14 protein-coding genes are annotated in these 14,873 nt (G+C 64.5%); 4 read left to right on the top strand and 10 right to left on the bottom strand.

Annotated elements, in window-relative coordinates:
- Positions 1 to 45: 45 nt before the first annotated feature.
- From ACY48M_RS00830 to ACY48M_RS00795, 8 genes are all read right to left on the bottom strand, one after another.
- The gene (locus ACY48M_RS00830) at positions 46 to 1,341 is read right to left on the bottom strand and encodes a thymidine phosphorylase (protein ID WP_462818347.1); all 1,296 of its coding nucleotides are present in this window, start codon (positions 1,339 to 1,341) and stop codon (positions 46 to 48) included.
- Entirely contained in the window at positions 1,338 to 1,757 is a 420-nt protein-coding gene (locus tag ACY48M_RS00825) for a cytidine deaminase (protein ID WP_462818346.1), read from the bottom strand. Before ACY48M_RS00825 ends, ACY48M_RS00830 begins: the two co-directional genes overlap by 4 nt.
- Positions 1,754 to 3,040 (bottom strand): ABC transporter permease, encoded by a 1,287-nt coding sequence (locus tag ACY48M_RS00820; protein WP_462818345.1) that lies wholly within the window; start codon positions 3,038 to 3,040, stop codon positions 1,754 to 1,756. Before ACY48M_RS00820 ends, ACY48M_RS00825 begins: the two co-directional genes overlap by 4 nt.
- Entirely contained in the window at positions 3,037 to 4,314 is a 1,278-nt protein-coding gene (locus ACY48M_RS00815) for an ABC transporter permease (RefSeq protein ID WP_462818344.1), read from the bottom strand. The genes ACY48M_RS00820 and ACY48M_RS00815 overlap by 4 nt, the downstream gene beginning before the upstream one ends.
- Entirely contained in the window at positions 4,311 to 5,831 is a 1,521-nt protein-coding gene (locus ACY48M_RS00810) for an ABC transporter ATP-binding protein (protein ID WP_462818343.1), read from the bottom strand. Before ACY48M_RS00810 ends, ACY48M_RS00815 begins: the two co-directional genes overlap by 4 nt.
- Before the next feature lie 148 nt (positions 5,832 to 5,979).
- Positions 5,980 to 7,074: a BMP family lipoprotein gene (locus ACY48M_RS00805; RefSeq protein WP_462818342.1), complete on the bottom strand. Its 1,095-nt coding sequence runs from the start codon at positions 7,072 to 7,074 to the stop codon at positions 5,980 to 5,982.
- Positions 7,075 to 7,235: 161 nt separating this feature from the next.
- The gene (locus ACY48M_RS00800) at positions 7,236 to 8,321 is read right to left on the bottom strand and encodes a BMP family lipoprotein (protein ID WP_462818341.1); all 1,086 of its coding nucleotides are present in this window, start codon (positions 8,319 to 8,321) and stop codon (positions 7,236 to 7,238) included.
- A gap of 48 nt (positions 8,322 to 8,369) precedes the next feature.
- A complete protein-coding gene (locus tag ACY48M_RS00795) occupies positions 8,370 to 9,488 on the bottom strand; it encodes a mannose-1-phosphate guanylyltransferase (RefSeq protein ID WP_462818340.1) in 1,119 nt (372 codons plus the stop codon).
- 194 nt (positions 9,489 to 9,682) lie between these two features.
- On the opposite strand from ACY48M_RS00795, the gene sdhC reads away from it, so the two are divergent.
- Genes sdhC through ACY48M_RS00775 form a run of 4 tightly spaced genes read left to right on the top strand, consistent with a single transcriptional unit; the run spans position 9,683 to position 13,144 of the window.
- Positions 9,683 to 10,099 carry a succinate dehydrogenase, cytochrome b556 subunit gene (sdhC, locus tag ACY48M_RS00790; protein WP_462819226.1) on the top strand — a complete coding sequence of 139 codons (417 nt, stop codon included), beginning with the start codon at positions 9,683 to 9,685 and terminating at the stop codon, positions 10,097 to 10,099.
- A 2-nt stretch (positions 10,100 to 10,101) separates the two neighbouring features.
- Positions 10,102 to 10,545, top strand: a complete 444-nt coding sequence (locus tag ACY48M_RS00785; protein ID WP_462818339.1) for a succinate dehydrogenase hydrophobic membrane anchor subunit — start codon at positions 10,102 to 10,104, stop codon at positions 10,543 to 10,545.
- A gap of 11 nt (positions 10,546 to 10,556) precedes the next feature.
- A complete protein-coding gene (gene sdhA, locus ACY48M_RS00780; RefSeq protein ID WP_462819225.1) occupies positions 10,557 to 12,383 on the top strand; it encodes a succinate dehydrogenase flavoprotein subunit in 1,827 nt (608 codons plus the stop codon).
- Positions 12,383 to 13,144 (top strand): succinate dehydrogenase iron-sulfur subunit, encoded by a 762-nt coding sequence (locus ACY48M_RS00775; protein WP_462818338.1) that lies wholly within the window; start codon positions 12,383 to 12,385, stop codon positions 13,142 to 13,144. Before sdhA ends, ACY48M_RS00775 begins: the two co-directional genes overlap by 1 nt.
- A gap of 118 nt (positions 13,145 to 13,262) precedes the next feature.
- On the opposite strand, the gene ACY48M_RS00770 is transcribed toward ACY48M_RS00775, so the two are convergent.
- Together ACY48M_RS00770 and ACY48M_RS00765 are read right to left on the bottom strand one after the other, a co-directional pair.
- Positions 13,263 to 14,417 carry a mannitol-1-phosphate 5-dehydrogenase gene (locus ACY48M_RS00770; RefSeq protein ID WP_462818337.1) on the bottom strand — a complete coding sequence of 385 codons (1,155 nt, stop codon included), beginning with the start codon at positions 14,415 to 14,417 and terminating at the stop codon, positions 13,263 to 13,265.
- Complete coding sequence (locus ACY48M_RS00765; RefSeq protein ID WP_462818336.1) at positions 14,417 to 14,854, bottom strand: PTS sugar transporter subunit IIA; 438 nt, start codon at positions 14,852 to 14,854, stop codon at positions 14,417 to 14,419. Before ACY48M_RS00765 ends, ACY48M_RS00770 begins: the two co-directional genes overlap by 1 nt.
- Positions 14,855 to 14,873 lie beyond the last annotated feature (19 nt).

Raw genomic sequence — 14,873 nt, 5'->3', positions numbered from 1 at the left:
ACCCCCGACGATTCGAGAGTCCACGTGAACTCCGGATGCCGTGGCTCAGGCGATGCGGTCGGCGACGATCGGGTCCGGCACGAATGCGGTGCCGCGTGGTGCGATCTCCCATGCACCCGAGACTGCGTCGAGCGCACGGTCGAAGCGTGCCGGCTCATCGGCGGAAAGGGTAAACAGCGGCTGCCCCTTCGTGACGGTATCGCCAGGCTTCGCGTGCAGGTCGATGCCAGCGGCGTGCTGCACCGGGTCTTGCTTGCGGGCGCGCCCGGCACCGAGGCGCCACGCACCGATGCCAAACGGGAGCGCATCCTGCCGCACGAGCACACCGTCACGGTCGGCCGTGACGACATGGGTTTCGCGAGCAACCGGGAGTGCGGCATCCGGGTCGCCGCCCTGCGCCGTGATCATGGCGTTCCAGGTGTCCATCGCGCGACCGTCGTTGAGCGCGGCCTCGACATCGGCATCCGGCTGCCCAGCGAGGGCAAGCATCTCGCGGGCGAGGGCGATCGTCAGCTCGACGACATCGGCCGGGCCGCCGCCGGCAAGCACCTCGACCGACTCGCGCACCTCATTGGCGTTGCCGATCGCGAGCCCGAGCGGCACGTTCATGTTCGTGAGGAGCGCGACTGTCGCAACACCGGCGTCCTTGCCGAGGGCGACCATCGTCTCGGCGAGCTCGCGACCGCGGGCGGGATCCTGCAGGAATGCCCCCGAGCCGAACTTCACGTCGAGCACGAGCGATGCGGTGCCCTCGGCGATCTTCTTCGACATGATCGACGACGCGATCAGCGGAATCGCCTCAACCGTGCCGGTGATATCACGCAGCGCGTAGAGCTTCTTGTCGGCGGGCGCGAGGCCTGCCCCGGCGGCACAGATGACCGAACCGACCTCCTCAAGCTGGGCGAAGAACTCGTCATTCGTGAGGTCAGCGCGCCAGCCTGGAATGCTCTCCAGCTTGTCGAGCGTGCCGCCGGTGTGGCCGAGGCCGCGCCCCGAGAGCTGCGGCACCGCGACGCCAAAGGATGCCACGAGCGGCGCCAGCGGCAGCGTGATCTTGTCGCCCACCCCACCCGTGGAGTGCTTATCGGTCGTCGGCTTCGAAAGCGCATCGAAGTTCATCCGCTCGCCACTCGCGATCATGGCGAGTGTGAGGTCGCGGATCTCACGGCGCTCCATGCCGTTGAGGAAGATCGCCATCGTCATGGCTGCCATCTGCTCATCGCCAACGTAGCCCCGCGTGTAGGCATCAACGAGCCAGTCGATCTCAGCGGTCGACAGCACGCCGCGATCACGCTTCGTGCGGATGAGGTCGACGGCGTCGAATGGTTCAATCGCGCTCATGTGGCGTACTCCTCAAGTTGGCGGGGGCCGAAGGCATCGGGGATCACCTGGTCAATGGTGCGGATGCCCGAGACCGTCTCGAGGAGCATCCCGCTCGCCGAGTGTTCGAAGAGGAGCTGTCGGCATCGCCCGCACGGCATGAGCACATCGCCGTTGCCGTCGACGCAGGTGAAGGCGACCAGCCGACCACCACCGCCCATGATGAGGTCACTCGTGAGGGAGCATTCGGCGCAGAGGGTGATGCCATACGACGCGTTCTCGATATTGCAGCCGCTCACAATGCGACCGTCATCGACGATCGCGGCCGCGCCCACCGGAAACTTGGAGTACGGCACATAGGCCTTCTTCATGGCCGCCGTCGCGACGGCGCGGAGCGCAACCCAGTCGACCGAGTCCGCCGAAGAGTGTTCGGTCACGACTTGATGTACGGCTTGCCGGAGGCCGCAGGAGCTTTCGAAATTCCGACCAGACCTGCGACCGCGAAAATGGTGATGACGTAGGGCAGCATGAGCATGAACTCACTCGGCACAGGCGAGCCGATGATGCCAAGCACGTTCTGCAGGTTCGAGGCGAAACCAAAGAGCAGCGCCGCGAGGGTCGCACGAATCGGATGCCAACGCCCGAAGATCACGGCGGCGAGGGCGATGAATCCCATCCCCGCGGTCATCTCCTTATTGAAAGCGCCTACCGACCCCAGCGTGAAGTACGCGCCGCCGAACCCAACGATGGCTCCTGCGAGTGAAACGTTCCAGAAGCGCGTCGACGCAACCTTGATGCCCACCGTGTCGGCAGCCTGCGGGTGCTCGCCGACCGCACGCAGGCGGAGACCCCAGCGCGTGTGGAAGAGGCCGAACCAGACGAGGAAGACGGCCACATACATGACGTAGACGATGATGGTTTGACGGAACAGCATCGGCCCGATGACGGGGATCTCGCTGAGGATCGGAATCGCGATGCGTTCGAACCGCGGGGGGCTGTTGAGTCGTTCAGGGTCTGCCGCGAGCACCTGGGAGAACAGGAAGCTCGTGAGACCCGTGACGAGCACGTTCAGCACAACACCGACGATCACCTGATCGACGAAGTACTTGATGGCGAACACGGCGAGCACGAGCGAAACGAGCACACCGGCGACGGCAGCGCCAAGGAGTCCCGCATAGGGATTGCCCGTGATGGAGGCGATGACCGCTGAGGCGAACGCACCGGCGAGCAGCTGCCCTTCGATCGCGATATTCACGACGCCGACGCGCTCAGAAATCACACCGCCGAGGGCACCGAAAATGAGCGGCACGCTCAGCCCGACCGTGCCAACAAGCAGGCCGTAGATGGGGATGGATTCGCCAGCACCCGCCCACGCGAGGAAGGCAGTGAAGAAGAGCGCCGCGAACACGATCGATACCCAGAGCGGCACCCGCCGCTGTTCGCGCACAGTCCACGCGGCGAACCCGGTGAGCGCGACGAGCAGCGCCGTGATGACGAGCCCCGTCGCGAACGTCGGCAGCACAATCTCCGGCAGCTGAATGACATCGCTCGGCATTGAGAGCCTGAAGGTGCTCTGATCGTCTGGGCGGCGGTTGAAGACGAAGAGGATGACGGCGAGCACCGAGAAGATCGCGAGCGCGATCGGCACCTTCCATCCGGTGATGACCGCCTTGTCTGGGGAATCATCGGCGGTCTGCGCGGGCGAGGCGAGAATGCTCACTTTGCAGCCACCTCCTTCGGCGTGACGGTGCGGCGTGGGGCGACACCAGGTGTGGGCAGACGGAACATTGCGCGGATGAGCGGCGGTGCTGCGATGAAGAGCACGATGAGCGATTGCACCACGGTAACGATGTCAATCGGCACGCCTTCGGCCGCCTGCATCGAGAAGCCTCCAGCCTTGAACGCGCCAAACAGGATGCCGGCGGCGAAGATGCCCCACGGGCGCGAACGGCCGAGCAGCGCGACGGTGATCGCCTCGAAGCCGATGCCCGCGTCGATGCCCTGACTGAAGCCGGTCGTGACGGTGCCAAGTACCTGGTTGACGCCGGCAAGCCCGGCGAGAGCACCCGCGATCAGCATCGCGTAGAGGTAGATGTTTTTGACGTTCATGCCGGCAACGCGAGCGGCGTCGGGATTCTCACCGACGGCGCGGAATTGGAAGCCGAGGCTCGATCGGTTGAGCAGCCACCAGACGAAGATCGTCGCGGCGATCACGAGAATGAACCCGGCATGCAGGTTGTAGCCCGAACCGAGAAGGTCTGGCAAGATCGCCGTCTCTTTCATCGGGGCGGTCTTCGGGTTGTTCGATCCCGGAGCCTGAAGGAGCCCGGGAGTGCGAAGCAGGTAGGCGATGAAGTACAGCGCGACGAAGTTCAGCATGATCGTCACGATCACCTCGTGGGCGCCTGTGCGGGCCTTGAGGAGACCGGCGATGCCACCCCAGATCGCGCCGGCAATCATTCCGGCGATGACGGCAACGGCGAGGTGGATGCCGGCGGGAAGGTCGAGCGCGAACCCCACCCAGCCCGCAGCCGCGGCAGCCATAAGCATCTGGCCGCGGCCACCGATGTTGAACATGCCGACCCGAAACGCGAGGCCGACTCCGAGGCCGGCGGCAATGAGCGGCGTTGCGAACGTGAGGGTTTCCGTGAGCGGCTTGATGCCTGCCGCGAATCCTTCGCGGCGGAAGTTGTAGACGGCCCCCTGAAAGAGCGCACTGTATGCACCCGATACCGACTGCCAGATCGCACCGAGCAAGTCGCCTGGCCTCGCGAAGAAGTACGCTGCCGTCTCTTGCACGCGCTCATCGGTCCACGCAATGAGCACGGCACCGACGAGGAGGGCGACGACGACCGAGAGTACCGAGATCATGGCCGAGCCGCCCATGATGTCTCTCGCGGCCTGACTCCACCGGGTGTCGTCGCTGCCGGGCGCCGGGCGGGCGGCCTGTTCTGGCGACGGCTCGGGGTTCTGGGTGCTGGTGCTGTCGCTCACGCGGCGGCCCCCGTTCCTGCCGGAACCTCGCCGGCCATCATGAGTCCTAGAACATCTCTCGGTGTATCGCCCGGCACAATTCCGATGATGCCGCCGCGATACATCACGAGGATGCGGTCGGCGAGAGCGGTCACCTCATCGAGCTCGGTCGAAACAACGATGACGGGAATCCCGGCGTCTCGGGTTTCGACGATGCGTTCGTGCACGACCTCGATCGAGCCCACATCGAGGCCGCGAGTGGGCTGCGCGGCCACGAAGAGGCGGAGATCCCGGCTGAGCTCTCGAGCGAGCACAACCTTCTGCTGGTTGCCGCCCGACAGTCGTCCGGCATGTGTGTCGATGCCCTGGGTGCGAATGTCGAACTCCGAGACTCTGTCGCGAGCAAACTCGTCGCGCAACTCGCGCTGAAGGGTGCCGCGCTTGACGAAGGGTTCGCCCGTGCTGCGGTCGAGCATGAGGTTTTCGGCGATCGTGAATTCCGCGACGAGCCCGTCCGCCATGCGGTCCTCCGGCACGAAGCCGACACCGGCGTCGAGGATCTGCCGCACGCTGCGCCCGGTAAGCGGCCTGCCGTCGAGGCTGATCGAACCTGTCACCCGCTCCTGCAGGCCGAGCAACGCTTCAGTGAGTTCGGTCTGGCCGTTGCCCTGCACGCCAGCGATGACGAGGATTTCGCCGCCCCGCACATCGAAGCTCACGTGCTTCACGACGATGTTGCCGCGCGGATCGATGACCGAGAGATTCTCGACCACAAGGGATCGCTCCCCCGGTCGGGCCGGGCCCTTTTCGACCGTGAGCTCGACGGCCCGACCGACCATGAGCGATGCGAGCTCGGCGTTGGTCGCGGTCGGCGATGCCTCGCCGACAACCTTGCCCAAGCGGATGACCGTGATGCGATCGGCAATGGCCCGCACCTCGCGGAGCTTGTGGGTGATGAAGACGATCGAGGTGCCAGAGGCCTTGAGCTGCCCCATGATGACAATGAGTTCGTCGGTTTCTTGCGGTGTAAGCACCGCCGTCGGTTCGTCGAAGACGAGCACCTTCGCGTCGCGCGAGAGCGCCTTGATGATCTCGACCCGCTGCTGCACGCCGACGGGCAGGTCACCCACCATCGCATCCGGGTCGATGTCGAACCCGAAGCGCTCAGAAATCTCGAGCACCTTTGCCCGGGCAGCAGGCAGGTCAAGCCGGCCACCAACCTTGGTCTCTTCGTGGCCGAGCATGACGTTCTCGGCGACCGTGAACACTGGGATGAGCATGAAGTGCTGATGCACCATGCCGATGCCGGCCGCCATCGCATCACCGGGGCCCGCGAAGTGCTGCACGGTGTCATCAAGAAGAATCTCGCCCTCGTCGGCACGATAGAGGCCGTAGAGCACGTTCATGAGGGTCGACTTGCCTGCGCCGTTCTCGCCAAGGAGCGCGTGAATCTCTCCTGGCTCGACGACGAGGTCGATGTGGTCGTTGGCCACGAGGGCGCCGAATCGCTTGGTGATTCCTCGAAGTTCGAGCTTCATGGTTCCCGATTCTACGGACGGGGGCGGGCTGAGAGAGGGGCGAGGCCTTGCTCATTTGAGCAAGAGAATGCAGCGACGCGCACCCTCGAGAGAAATGGAACGGGGAGGCCAGCCGAAGCTGGCCTCCCCGGGCCGAACGTGGTGCTACTTACTCCGCAAGATACGACTCGACGACGACATCGCCGGCGATGATCTCGGCCTTGAGGGCCTCGAGTTCATCCCAGAGACCGGCGTCGACCTTGCTCTCCCAGTCGTGGAACTCGGCGATGCTGACGCCCTCGTTCTCGAGCGTGCCGACGTAGGCCTCGTTCGAGAACTCGCCATTGCCCGCAGCAAGCACGGCCTCGTAGACCGAGACATCCATGCCCTTGCGGATCGAGGTGAGGAGCAGGTCGCCAACCGACGGGTCGGTCTCGTACACATCGGCGTCAACGCCGATGAGCGCAATGTCGCGACCGGAGTCGCGGATCGCTGCCGCAGCGCTCTGGTAGATCGGGCCGCCGACGGGCAGCAGCACATCGACGTTCTGGTCGATGAGGCCCTGCGCGATGGTCTGCGCCTCGGTGCCAGCCGCGAAGCCTCCCGTGAACGAGCCGTTCTCGCCATCCCAGCCGAGCACAGACACTGCGGTGCCGTTGACCTCATTGAAGTGCTCGACGCCCTGCTTGAACCCGTCCATAAAGACCGTGACGGTGGGGTATGGCTGGCCGCCGAAGGTGCCAACGACGCCGGTCTCGGACACACTCGCGGCGGCATAGCCACCGAGGAATGCGGCCTGAGCCGTGTCGTACACCAGCGGCTTGATGTTCTCGTGGTCGGTCACGCCATCGAAGTCGTTATCAACCATGTCATCGATCGAGATGAAGTTGACGTCCGGGTTCGCCCCAGCCGACTCGGCCGCAGCCTCGGCGAGCGCGAAGCCGACCGTGATGATGACGTCACAGCCCTGGTCAACAAGGCTGGTGAGGTTCGGCGCGTAGTCGGTCTCTGAGTTCGACTCGACCTCGATGTAGTCGGTACCGAGCTCGTCGGCGGCCTGAACCATGCCCTCGAATCCGAGCTGGTTGAACGAGCGGTCATCGAATCCGCCTTCGTCCGACACCATGCATGGCAAAAAGTCGATGGCTTCGGCGTTGCCGTCGCCTTCGTCCTCCGGGGCAGAAGCACAACCGGTGAGCACGAGCGCGCTCGTGCCGATCAGGGCGAGGCCGCTCAACGTGGCCTTGCGAGAAATGGTCTTCAAGATGTCCTCCAAAACGAGCCCGACTGGTCAGCCGGGACTGTGGGCACCACAGTACCCAATATTCCGATTTCGCCAGCGCTTCGCCCGGCATCCGTCATTGAAGAGTTACCAAGTCGGGGCCGCAAGGAAATGAATGCGAAATGTCCAGTGGATGTCGCGGGCTAGCGAGGGCTCGACGGCGACTCCACGACGATCTCCCCCGCGATGATGGCCTCCGTGAGCGCGTCAAGCTCCGCCTGCAACTCGTCACTCACCATGGACGCGCGATCGTGGAACGGCGCGATGCCAACTCCGCTGTTCTCAAGGGTGCCGATGAAGGGGCTTGAGTCGAACTCGCCCGCCAGGTCGTTTCGCACGATGTCAACCACGGCATCCTGCGTGTTTTTGAGGATGCTCGTGAGCACGATCGGGCCGTACTCCTCAGGGAGCGTCTCATAGCCATCGTTGTCGACCCAGATCAGCGAGCCGACACCCCGTTCGAGAATCGCTGCCGCTGCGCCTTCGCCGACCTGACCCGCGACAGGGAGGATGACGTCAGCGTTCTGATCGAGCAGGCCTTCCGTCGTGGTCTTGCCGAGGGTCACGTTCTCATAGTCGCCCGTGAAGAGCCCGTTTTGGGTCTCCTTGTTCCACCCGAGAACCCGCACCGTGGTGCCGCGAGCTTCGTTGTACTTCGCCACCCCATCGACGAAGCCGTCCATGAACAGGGTGACGGGAGGCTGCGCGTCGCCGCCGAACGTGCCGACGATGCCGGTCTGCGAGACACCTGCCGCGAGATACCCCGCAAGATAGGCAGCCTGGGCCGTGTCGAAGACGATGGGCTTGACATTGTCTGCCTCGATGACCTCATCGACGATCGCGAAATGCAGGTCGGGATTCGCTGCTGCCTGCTCTGCCGTCGCTTCGGCGAGCTCCCAGCCCACCGTGAGCACGAGATCGCACCCCGTGCCGACCGCCTGATCAACGTTGGGGGCGAGGTCGGTTTCGTTTGTCGAGACGATCGCATCCACCTCGATGTCGAACTCTTCGGCCGCGAGCTGCAACCCCTCCCAGCTCGACTGGTTGAACGAGCGGTCTTCGAGCCCACCGGAGTTTGTGACCATGCGGGCGCAATAGTCGGAGCCGGCATCCGCGTCGCCGTCACCTTCCGGCGCCGGTGCACAGCCGGCGAGCGCCAGCACACCGACAAGCGCTGCGAGGCCGATACGGCGACGATGTGAGGCTGTCATGTCTCGAATCGCTGTCATGACTCGAACCTAAGACACCCGCGGCGCTGCCAACAGCACCGGATGCCGCTACAAGACGTCGCCGCGACCGGAGAGCTTCAGCGCATCAACGACCGACTTGACGCGCTGGGCGTTCGCCGTGGTTGTGACAAGGAGGGCATCGGGGGTGTCAACCACGACGATGTCCTCCACGCCGATAAGGGAGATGAGGCGCTTCGAGTGACTCACGACAACACCGGTCGAAGCGTCGGACAGTACCAGTGGATTCTCGCCGAGAATTGCAAGATTGTTGGCCCGCCCACCGGAGTGCAGCTTGCCGATGGCGGCGAAATCACCCACATCATCCCAGTCGAAGTCGCCCGGGACGACCGCGAGCTTGCCGACCTTTGCCGCGGGCTCCGCCACCGTGTAGTCAATCGCAATTTTGCGGAGCCGCGGCCACACCCGGTCGACGGTGGCACCGCGACGGGTCGTATCCCACGCGGCGGCGAGCTCCTGCAAACCCTCGAGCAGTTCCGGTTCGCTCTCGCCCAACTGTGCCAGCAGCACATCGGCACGAGAAATGAACATGCCACCGTTCCAGAGGTAACCGCCGTGTGCCAGGTACTCCTGAGCAACCTCGACGCTCGGCTTCTCGACGAACGAATCGACTGCGAACGCGTTGGGCGCGCCCGGGATGTCGAGCTTTTGCCCGCAATGGATATAGCCGAATCCGATTGCCGGCTCTGTTGGCGTGATGCCGATCGTGGCGATATACCCGGCGTCGGCCGCAGCCACCGCCTCGATAACGCTCCGCTTAAAGCTGCGAGTGTCGCTGATGACATGGTCGGCTGCGAAGGAGCCGATGATGACGCCCGGCTCACGGTGTTCGAGAATCGCAGCGGCGAGCCCGATCGCGGCGGTCGAATCCTTCGGCTCGCTCTCGAGCACGACGTTGTGGTCGGCGAGGTCTGGCAACTGTTCTTCGACCGCAGCACGGTGCGCACGCCCCGTAACCACCATGATGCGCTGCGCGCCGGAGACGGGGACAAGTCGATCCCACGTGCCGCGCAAGAGCGTCTTGCCGGTGCCGGTGAGGTCGTGCAAGAACTTTGGCGCGTCTGCCCGCGAGAGTGGCCAGAGCCGCGAGCCGATGCCGCCGGCCGGGATAACGCTATAGAAGCGCTCGAGCGCGGAAGATTCGGTCATGCGCACCACCATAGTCTCGGCCAACGCGCAGCAGATGTCTCGATATCGAGATGGTTAGGTATGCCTTGGCGGCGACCCTCCGCTGAGGGCAATAGACTGAGGTCTGTTGCAGTGCAACACATTCCCATGCCCCGAGCAGGGGCTCAACCACATCGCAAGGAGGGTTGCTCGTGCCAGAGAAGTCGGCGGGAGCCCTGGCCGATGCCCCACACGAGGGCTCGACGCCACGCGGCAAGATCACACCACCAGCGGGAACGCTGTACCGAGGGCGCGAAGGCATGTGGTCGTGGGTGCTCCACCGCATCACCGGCGTGAGCATTTTCTTCTTCCTCCTGGTGCACATCCTCGACACTGCGCTCGTGCGCCTCAGCCCCGAGGCCTACAACGCGGTCATCGGTGCCTACAAGACGCCCATCATGGGGCTCGGCGAGGTCGGCCTCGTCGCCGCAATCGGGTTCCATGCGCTCAATGGCTTGCGCATCATCCTCATCGACTTCTGGTCGGTTGGCACCAAGCACCAGCGCCTCATGTTCTGGCTCGTGCTCGTGCTGTGGCTCGTGCTCATGATCGGCTTTACACCCCGCCACCTCATGAACGTCTTCGGAGGCTGATGATGACTGTCACTATCGACTCCCCCCGCACCTTGCCCGAGCGCCGCGGCGTCAACTGGGAGAAGTGGGGCTGGATTTACATGCGCGCGAGTGGCGTCGTGCTCGTCGTGCTCATCTTCGGGCACCTCTTCGTCAACCTCCTCGTCGGTGACGGCGTGAAGGCAATCGACTTTGCCTTCGTCGCCGGCAAATGGGCCGACCCCTTCTGGGTCGTGTGGGACACCCTCCTGCTCTGGCTCGCCCTCATCCATGGCGCCAACGGCATGCGCACGCTCATCAATGACTACGCGCAGAAGCCGGCGCTCCGTCGCATCCTCACGTTCTCGCTCCTCGGCGCGACGGTCGTCCTGCTCATTCTCGGCACGCTCGTGATCTACACCTTCGACCCGTGCCCCGTCGGCGACTACGCCGACCTCCTGCCCGACTTCTGTGGAGACATCAATTGAACGAACGCAACATCGGGGGATCCCTCTTCGCCGACGCCAAGCCCGCCGTAGGCGAGACCACCCTCCGTGATGGGGTGCACTACCACCAGTACGACGTGCTCATTGTCGGCGCCGGCGGGGCTGGCATGCGTGCCGCCATCGAGGCTGGCCCGAATGTCAGCACGGCAGTGATCTCCAAGCTGTACCCGACTCGCTCCCACACGGGCGCGGCCCAGGGCGGCATGGCCGCCGCCCTGGCGAACGTCGAGGACGACAACTGGGAGTGGCACACCTTCGACACCGTCAAGGGGGGCGACTACCTCGTCGACCAAGACGCGGCCGAGATCCTCGCGAAGGAGGCCATCGACGCGGTCATCGACCTCGAGAACATGGGCCTGCCCTTCAACCGAACGCCAGAGGGCAAGATCGACCAGCGTCGCTTCGGCGGGCACACGCGTGACCACGGCAAGGCACCGGTGCGCCGCGCGTGCTACGCAGCAGACCGCACCGGTCACATGATTCTCCAGACGCTGTACCAGAACTGCGTCAAGCACGGCATCAACTTCTTCAACGAGTTCTACGTGCTCGATCTCGTCATGAGCGGTGAGGGTGCCGACCGCAAGCCGGCCGGCGTCGTCGCCTACGAGCTCGCGACCGGCGACCTCCACGTCTTCCACGGCAAGGCCGTCGTCTTCGCGACCGGCGGCTTCGGCAAGGTCTACAAGACCACCTCCAACGCCCACACCCTCACGGGTGATGGCGTCGGCATCGTGTGGCGCAAGGGACTCCCCCTCGAAGACATGGAGTTCTTCCAGTTCCACCCGACCGGCCTCGCTGGCCTCGGCATCCTCCTCACCGAAGGTGCCCGCGGCGAGGGCGCGATCCTGCGCAACGCCTCAGGTGAACGCTTCATGGAGCGCTACGCCCCCACCATCAAAGACCTTGCACCGCGTGACATCGTCGCGCGCTGCATGGTGCAGGAGGTGGCCGAAGGCCGCGGCGCCGGGCCGAACAAGGACTACGTCTACCTTGACTGCACGCACCTCGGTGCCGAGGTGCTCGAAACCAAGCTCCCCGACATCACGGAGTTCGCGCGCACCTACCTCGGCGTCGACCCCGTCTTCGAGCCCGTCCCCGTCATGCCGACCGCGCACTACGCGATGGGCGGCATCCCCACCAATACCAACGCCGAGGTGCTCTCGGACAACACCACGGTCGTGCCGGGGCTCTACGCCGCCGGCGAATGCGCGTGCGTCTCGGTGCACGGCTCAAACCGTCTCGGCACCAACTCGCTGCTCGACATCAACGTCTTCGGCAAGCGCGCGGGAACCAACGCTGCGGCCTACGCCAAGACCGCTGAGTTCCCTCCCCTTCCCGAAGACCCGACCGCCGAGATCCGCGGACTCATCGAGATGCTCCAGGCATCGACCGGCACCGAGAACATCGCCGCGATCCGCAAAGAGCTGCAGGAGGAGATGGACCGCAACGCCCAGGTCTTCCGCACCGACGAGTCGCTCGAGAAGGTGACCCACACCATTCACGGGCTTCGCGGCCGCTACCGCAACATCGCCGTGCAGGACAAGGGCAAGCGCTTCAACACCGACCTGCTCGAAGCCATCGAGCTCGGGTTCTTGCTCGACCTGGCCGAAGTCGTCGTCTTCTCCGCCCGCAACCGCAAAGAGAGCCGCGGCGGCCACATGCGCGACGACTACCCAGATCGCGACGATGAGAACTACATGAAGCACACCATGGCGTACCTCTCGGGCGACCCGCTGTCGGCCGACGCCGCCGACCACATCCGACTCGACTGGAAGCCCGTCGTCATCACGAACTACCAGCCCATGGAGAGGAAGTACTGATGTCCACGGCAACACTTGAAGGCGCCCCAGCCGCCCCCGAGACGATCGAGTCGTTCACGGTCACCGTGATCATCCGCCGCTTCGACCCCGAGGTCGACGACGAGCCGCGCTGGCAGGACTTCGACGTCGAACTGTTCGCGACCGACCGCGTGCTCGATGCCCTCCACAAGGTCAAGTGGGAGCAGGACGGCTCGCTCACGTTCCGTCGCTCGTGCGCCCACGGCATCTGCGGCTCCGACGCCATGCGCATCAACGGCCGCAACCGTCTCGCCTGCAAGACCCTCATCAAAGACCTCGACATCACGAAGCCCATCTACATCGAGGCCATCAAGGGCCTGCCGCTGGAGAAGGACCTTATCGTCGATATGGAGCCGTTCTTCGACTCCTTCAAAGATGTGCAGCCGTTCCTCATCTCTGGCAGCGCGCCAGAGAAGGGCAAGGAGCGCCCGCAGTCCGTCGCCGAGCGCGCGCGCTTCGATGACACCACCAAGTGCATCCTCTGCGCCGCGTGCACCTCATCGTGCCCGATCTTCTGGACCGACGGCCAGTACTTCGGCCCCGCCGCGATCGTCAACGCGCACCGCTTCATCTTCGACTCGCGCGACGAAGGCTCGGAGACGCGACTCGACATCCTCAACGACAAAGAAGGCGTGTGGCGCTGCCGCACCACCTTCAACTGCACCGAGGCATGCCCCCGCGGCATCCAGGTCACGCAGGCCATCGCCGAGGTCAAGCAGGCCATCATGCGAGGCAAGCCCTAAACCCACGTTGATTGAGTAGCGACGAAGGAGCGTATCGAAACCGGGCCGAGAGGTTCTGGTTTCGATACGGCCCTGAGGGGCCTACTCAACCGGCGGTATCGTCAATCGGCGGGGCTGCTCAACCGGCGGGGGTCGGAACGACCTCGACGAGTCCGTCGAAGAGCGGATGCCCCGGCGCGATGCCGCAGACCTCCTGCACGAACTCCTCAGGGGTGAGGGTCGCGAGCTTCTCGCGCAACGCTACCGACTGTTCGTCGTCTGGCACGTCGAAACGCAGTGCGGTCGCGACGGCGTCGATCAGCGCAGACGGGGTGACCCCCCGCTCGGCGAGTTCGGCGGCTGGCGCGATGAAGCGTTCGTGCCTGCTGAGTTTGCGCAGAGGCTGGCGGCCCACACGCTCGACCGTGTCGGGCAGGTGTGGGTTCGCGAATCGCGCGAGGATCTTGTCGATGTAGGTCTGCTGTTCGCCAGCGTCGAGACCATGCTTGTCCACGAGCAGCCGCTTGGTCTCGTCAAGCACGGCACGCACCGCCGTCTCGACTTCTGGCCTCCCGAGAGCATCGGCGATGCCATGCGCGCCGGCGACGAAGCCGTAGTACGCGATCGTGGCATGGCCCGTATTGACCGTGAAAAGTTTGCGTTCGATGTACGGAGCGAGGTCATCGACCCAGGTGACGCCTGGAATGCTCGGTTCCGCTCCCCCGAACGGCGTGCGATCGATTGCCCACTCGTAGTAGGCCTCGACAGTGACATCGAGGCCGGCATCCGGCGCCTGACCCGGCACGATGCGGTCGACCGCGGTATTGGCGAAGACGGCCTGTCCAAGGGCGGCCGCGACATCCGGAGCTTCGGCATTATCGGCAAGAGCCTCTTCGATCGACTGCCGGAGCAGATCAGTGGCGTTGATGGCGTTCTCGCACGCCATGATTGCGATCGGTGCGGCAACATTGCGGCGGAGGAGCGCCTTCGCGATGAGCGGCGCCACGAACTTCAGCACATTGGGGCCGACGGCGGTCGTGACAATCTCGGCCGCGGCAAGCTCCTCGATGACGGCATCAGGCGCATCCGCACTGTTGAGGGCGCGAAAGAACGTGACCTCGTGATCGTTCGCGCCGGCACCCACCTCATGGACGGTGTACCGGTCGGCGGTGGCGAGGCTGTCGATGAGCTCGGCTGCAATATCGACAAACACGACCTCGTAGCCGGCCTTATGCAGCAGCAGCCCCACGAATCCGCGACCAATATTGCCGGCCCCGAAGTGGACTGCCTTCATCAGTTGTTGACCTCCGAGAGGATGTCGAGAATCTCCTCAGGCCCACCCGCCTTGAGCAGCGCGTCGACCTCATCCTCGTCAGAGAAGACGATCGCGATCTTCGACAGGATGTCGAGATGCTGGTTCTCAACACCAGCAATGCCGACGACGAAGTGCACGGGGTTGCCGTCCCAGTCAATCGGCTGGGCGTACCGCACGAACGAGAGCGCGGACGACAGGATCGCGTCTTTGCTCTCGTTCGTGCCGTGCGGAATGGCGAGAAAGTTCCCCATATACGTCGAGACTGACTCTTCACGCTCCAGCATCGCCGGCAGGTAGGCGGCCGTCACGGCGCCCGCCTCGACCAGGATGTCGTGGGCCTCCCGCATCGCCTCGAGCTTGGTGGTGGCCTCACCATCGGTGCGGATCTGGCTGAGCTGAAGAACCTGTGACGTCATGGGGAACTCCCGTGCCTTT

It is taken from the genome of Homoserinimonas flava, assembly GCF_054969005.1.
Note: the sequence above shows the minus strand (reverse complement) of the source record. Positions and strands in the feature narration are given on the sequence as shown.

What these genes read in the sequence shown, in the direction of transcription:
- ACY48M_RS00785 (WP_462818339.1), top strand. Translation starts at nt 10,102, where the DNA reads ATGACTGTCACTATCGACTCCCCCCGCACCTTGCCCGAGCGCCGCGGC.
- ACY48M_RS00765 (WP_462818336.1), bottom strand. Translation starts at nt 14,854, where the DNA reads ATGACGTCACAGGTTCTTCAGCTCAGCCAGATCCGCACCGATGGTGAG.
- ACY48M_RS00770 (WP_462818337.1), bottom strand. Translation starts at nt 14,417, where the DNA reads ATGAAGGCAGTCCACTTCGGGGCCGGCAATATTGGTCGCGGATTCGTG.
- ACY48M_RS00830 (WP_462818347.1), bottom strand. Translation starts at nt 1,341, where the DNA reads ATGAGCGCGATTGAACCATTCGACGCCGTCGACCTCATCCGCACGAAG.
- ACY48M_RS00800 (WP_462818341.1), bottom strand. Translation starts at nt 8,321, where the DNA reads ATGACAGCGATTCGAGACATGACAGCCTCACATCGTCGCCGTATCGGC.
- ACY48M_RS00775 (WP_462818338.1), top strand. Translation starts at nt 12,383, where the DNA reads ATGTCCACGGCAACACTTGAAGGCGCCCCAGCCGCCCCCGAGACGATC.
- ACY48M_RS00810 (WP_462818343.1), bottom strand. Translation starts at nt 5,831, where the DNA reads ATGAAGCTCGAACTTCGAGGAATCACCAAGCGATTCGGCGCCCTCGTG.
- ACY48M_RS00795 (WP_462818340.1), bottom strand. Translation starts at nt 9,488, where the DNA reads ATGACCGAATCTTCCGCGCTCGAGCGCTTCTATAGCGTTATCCCGGCC.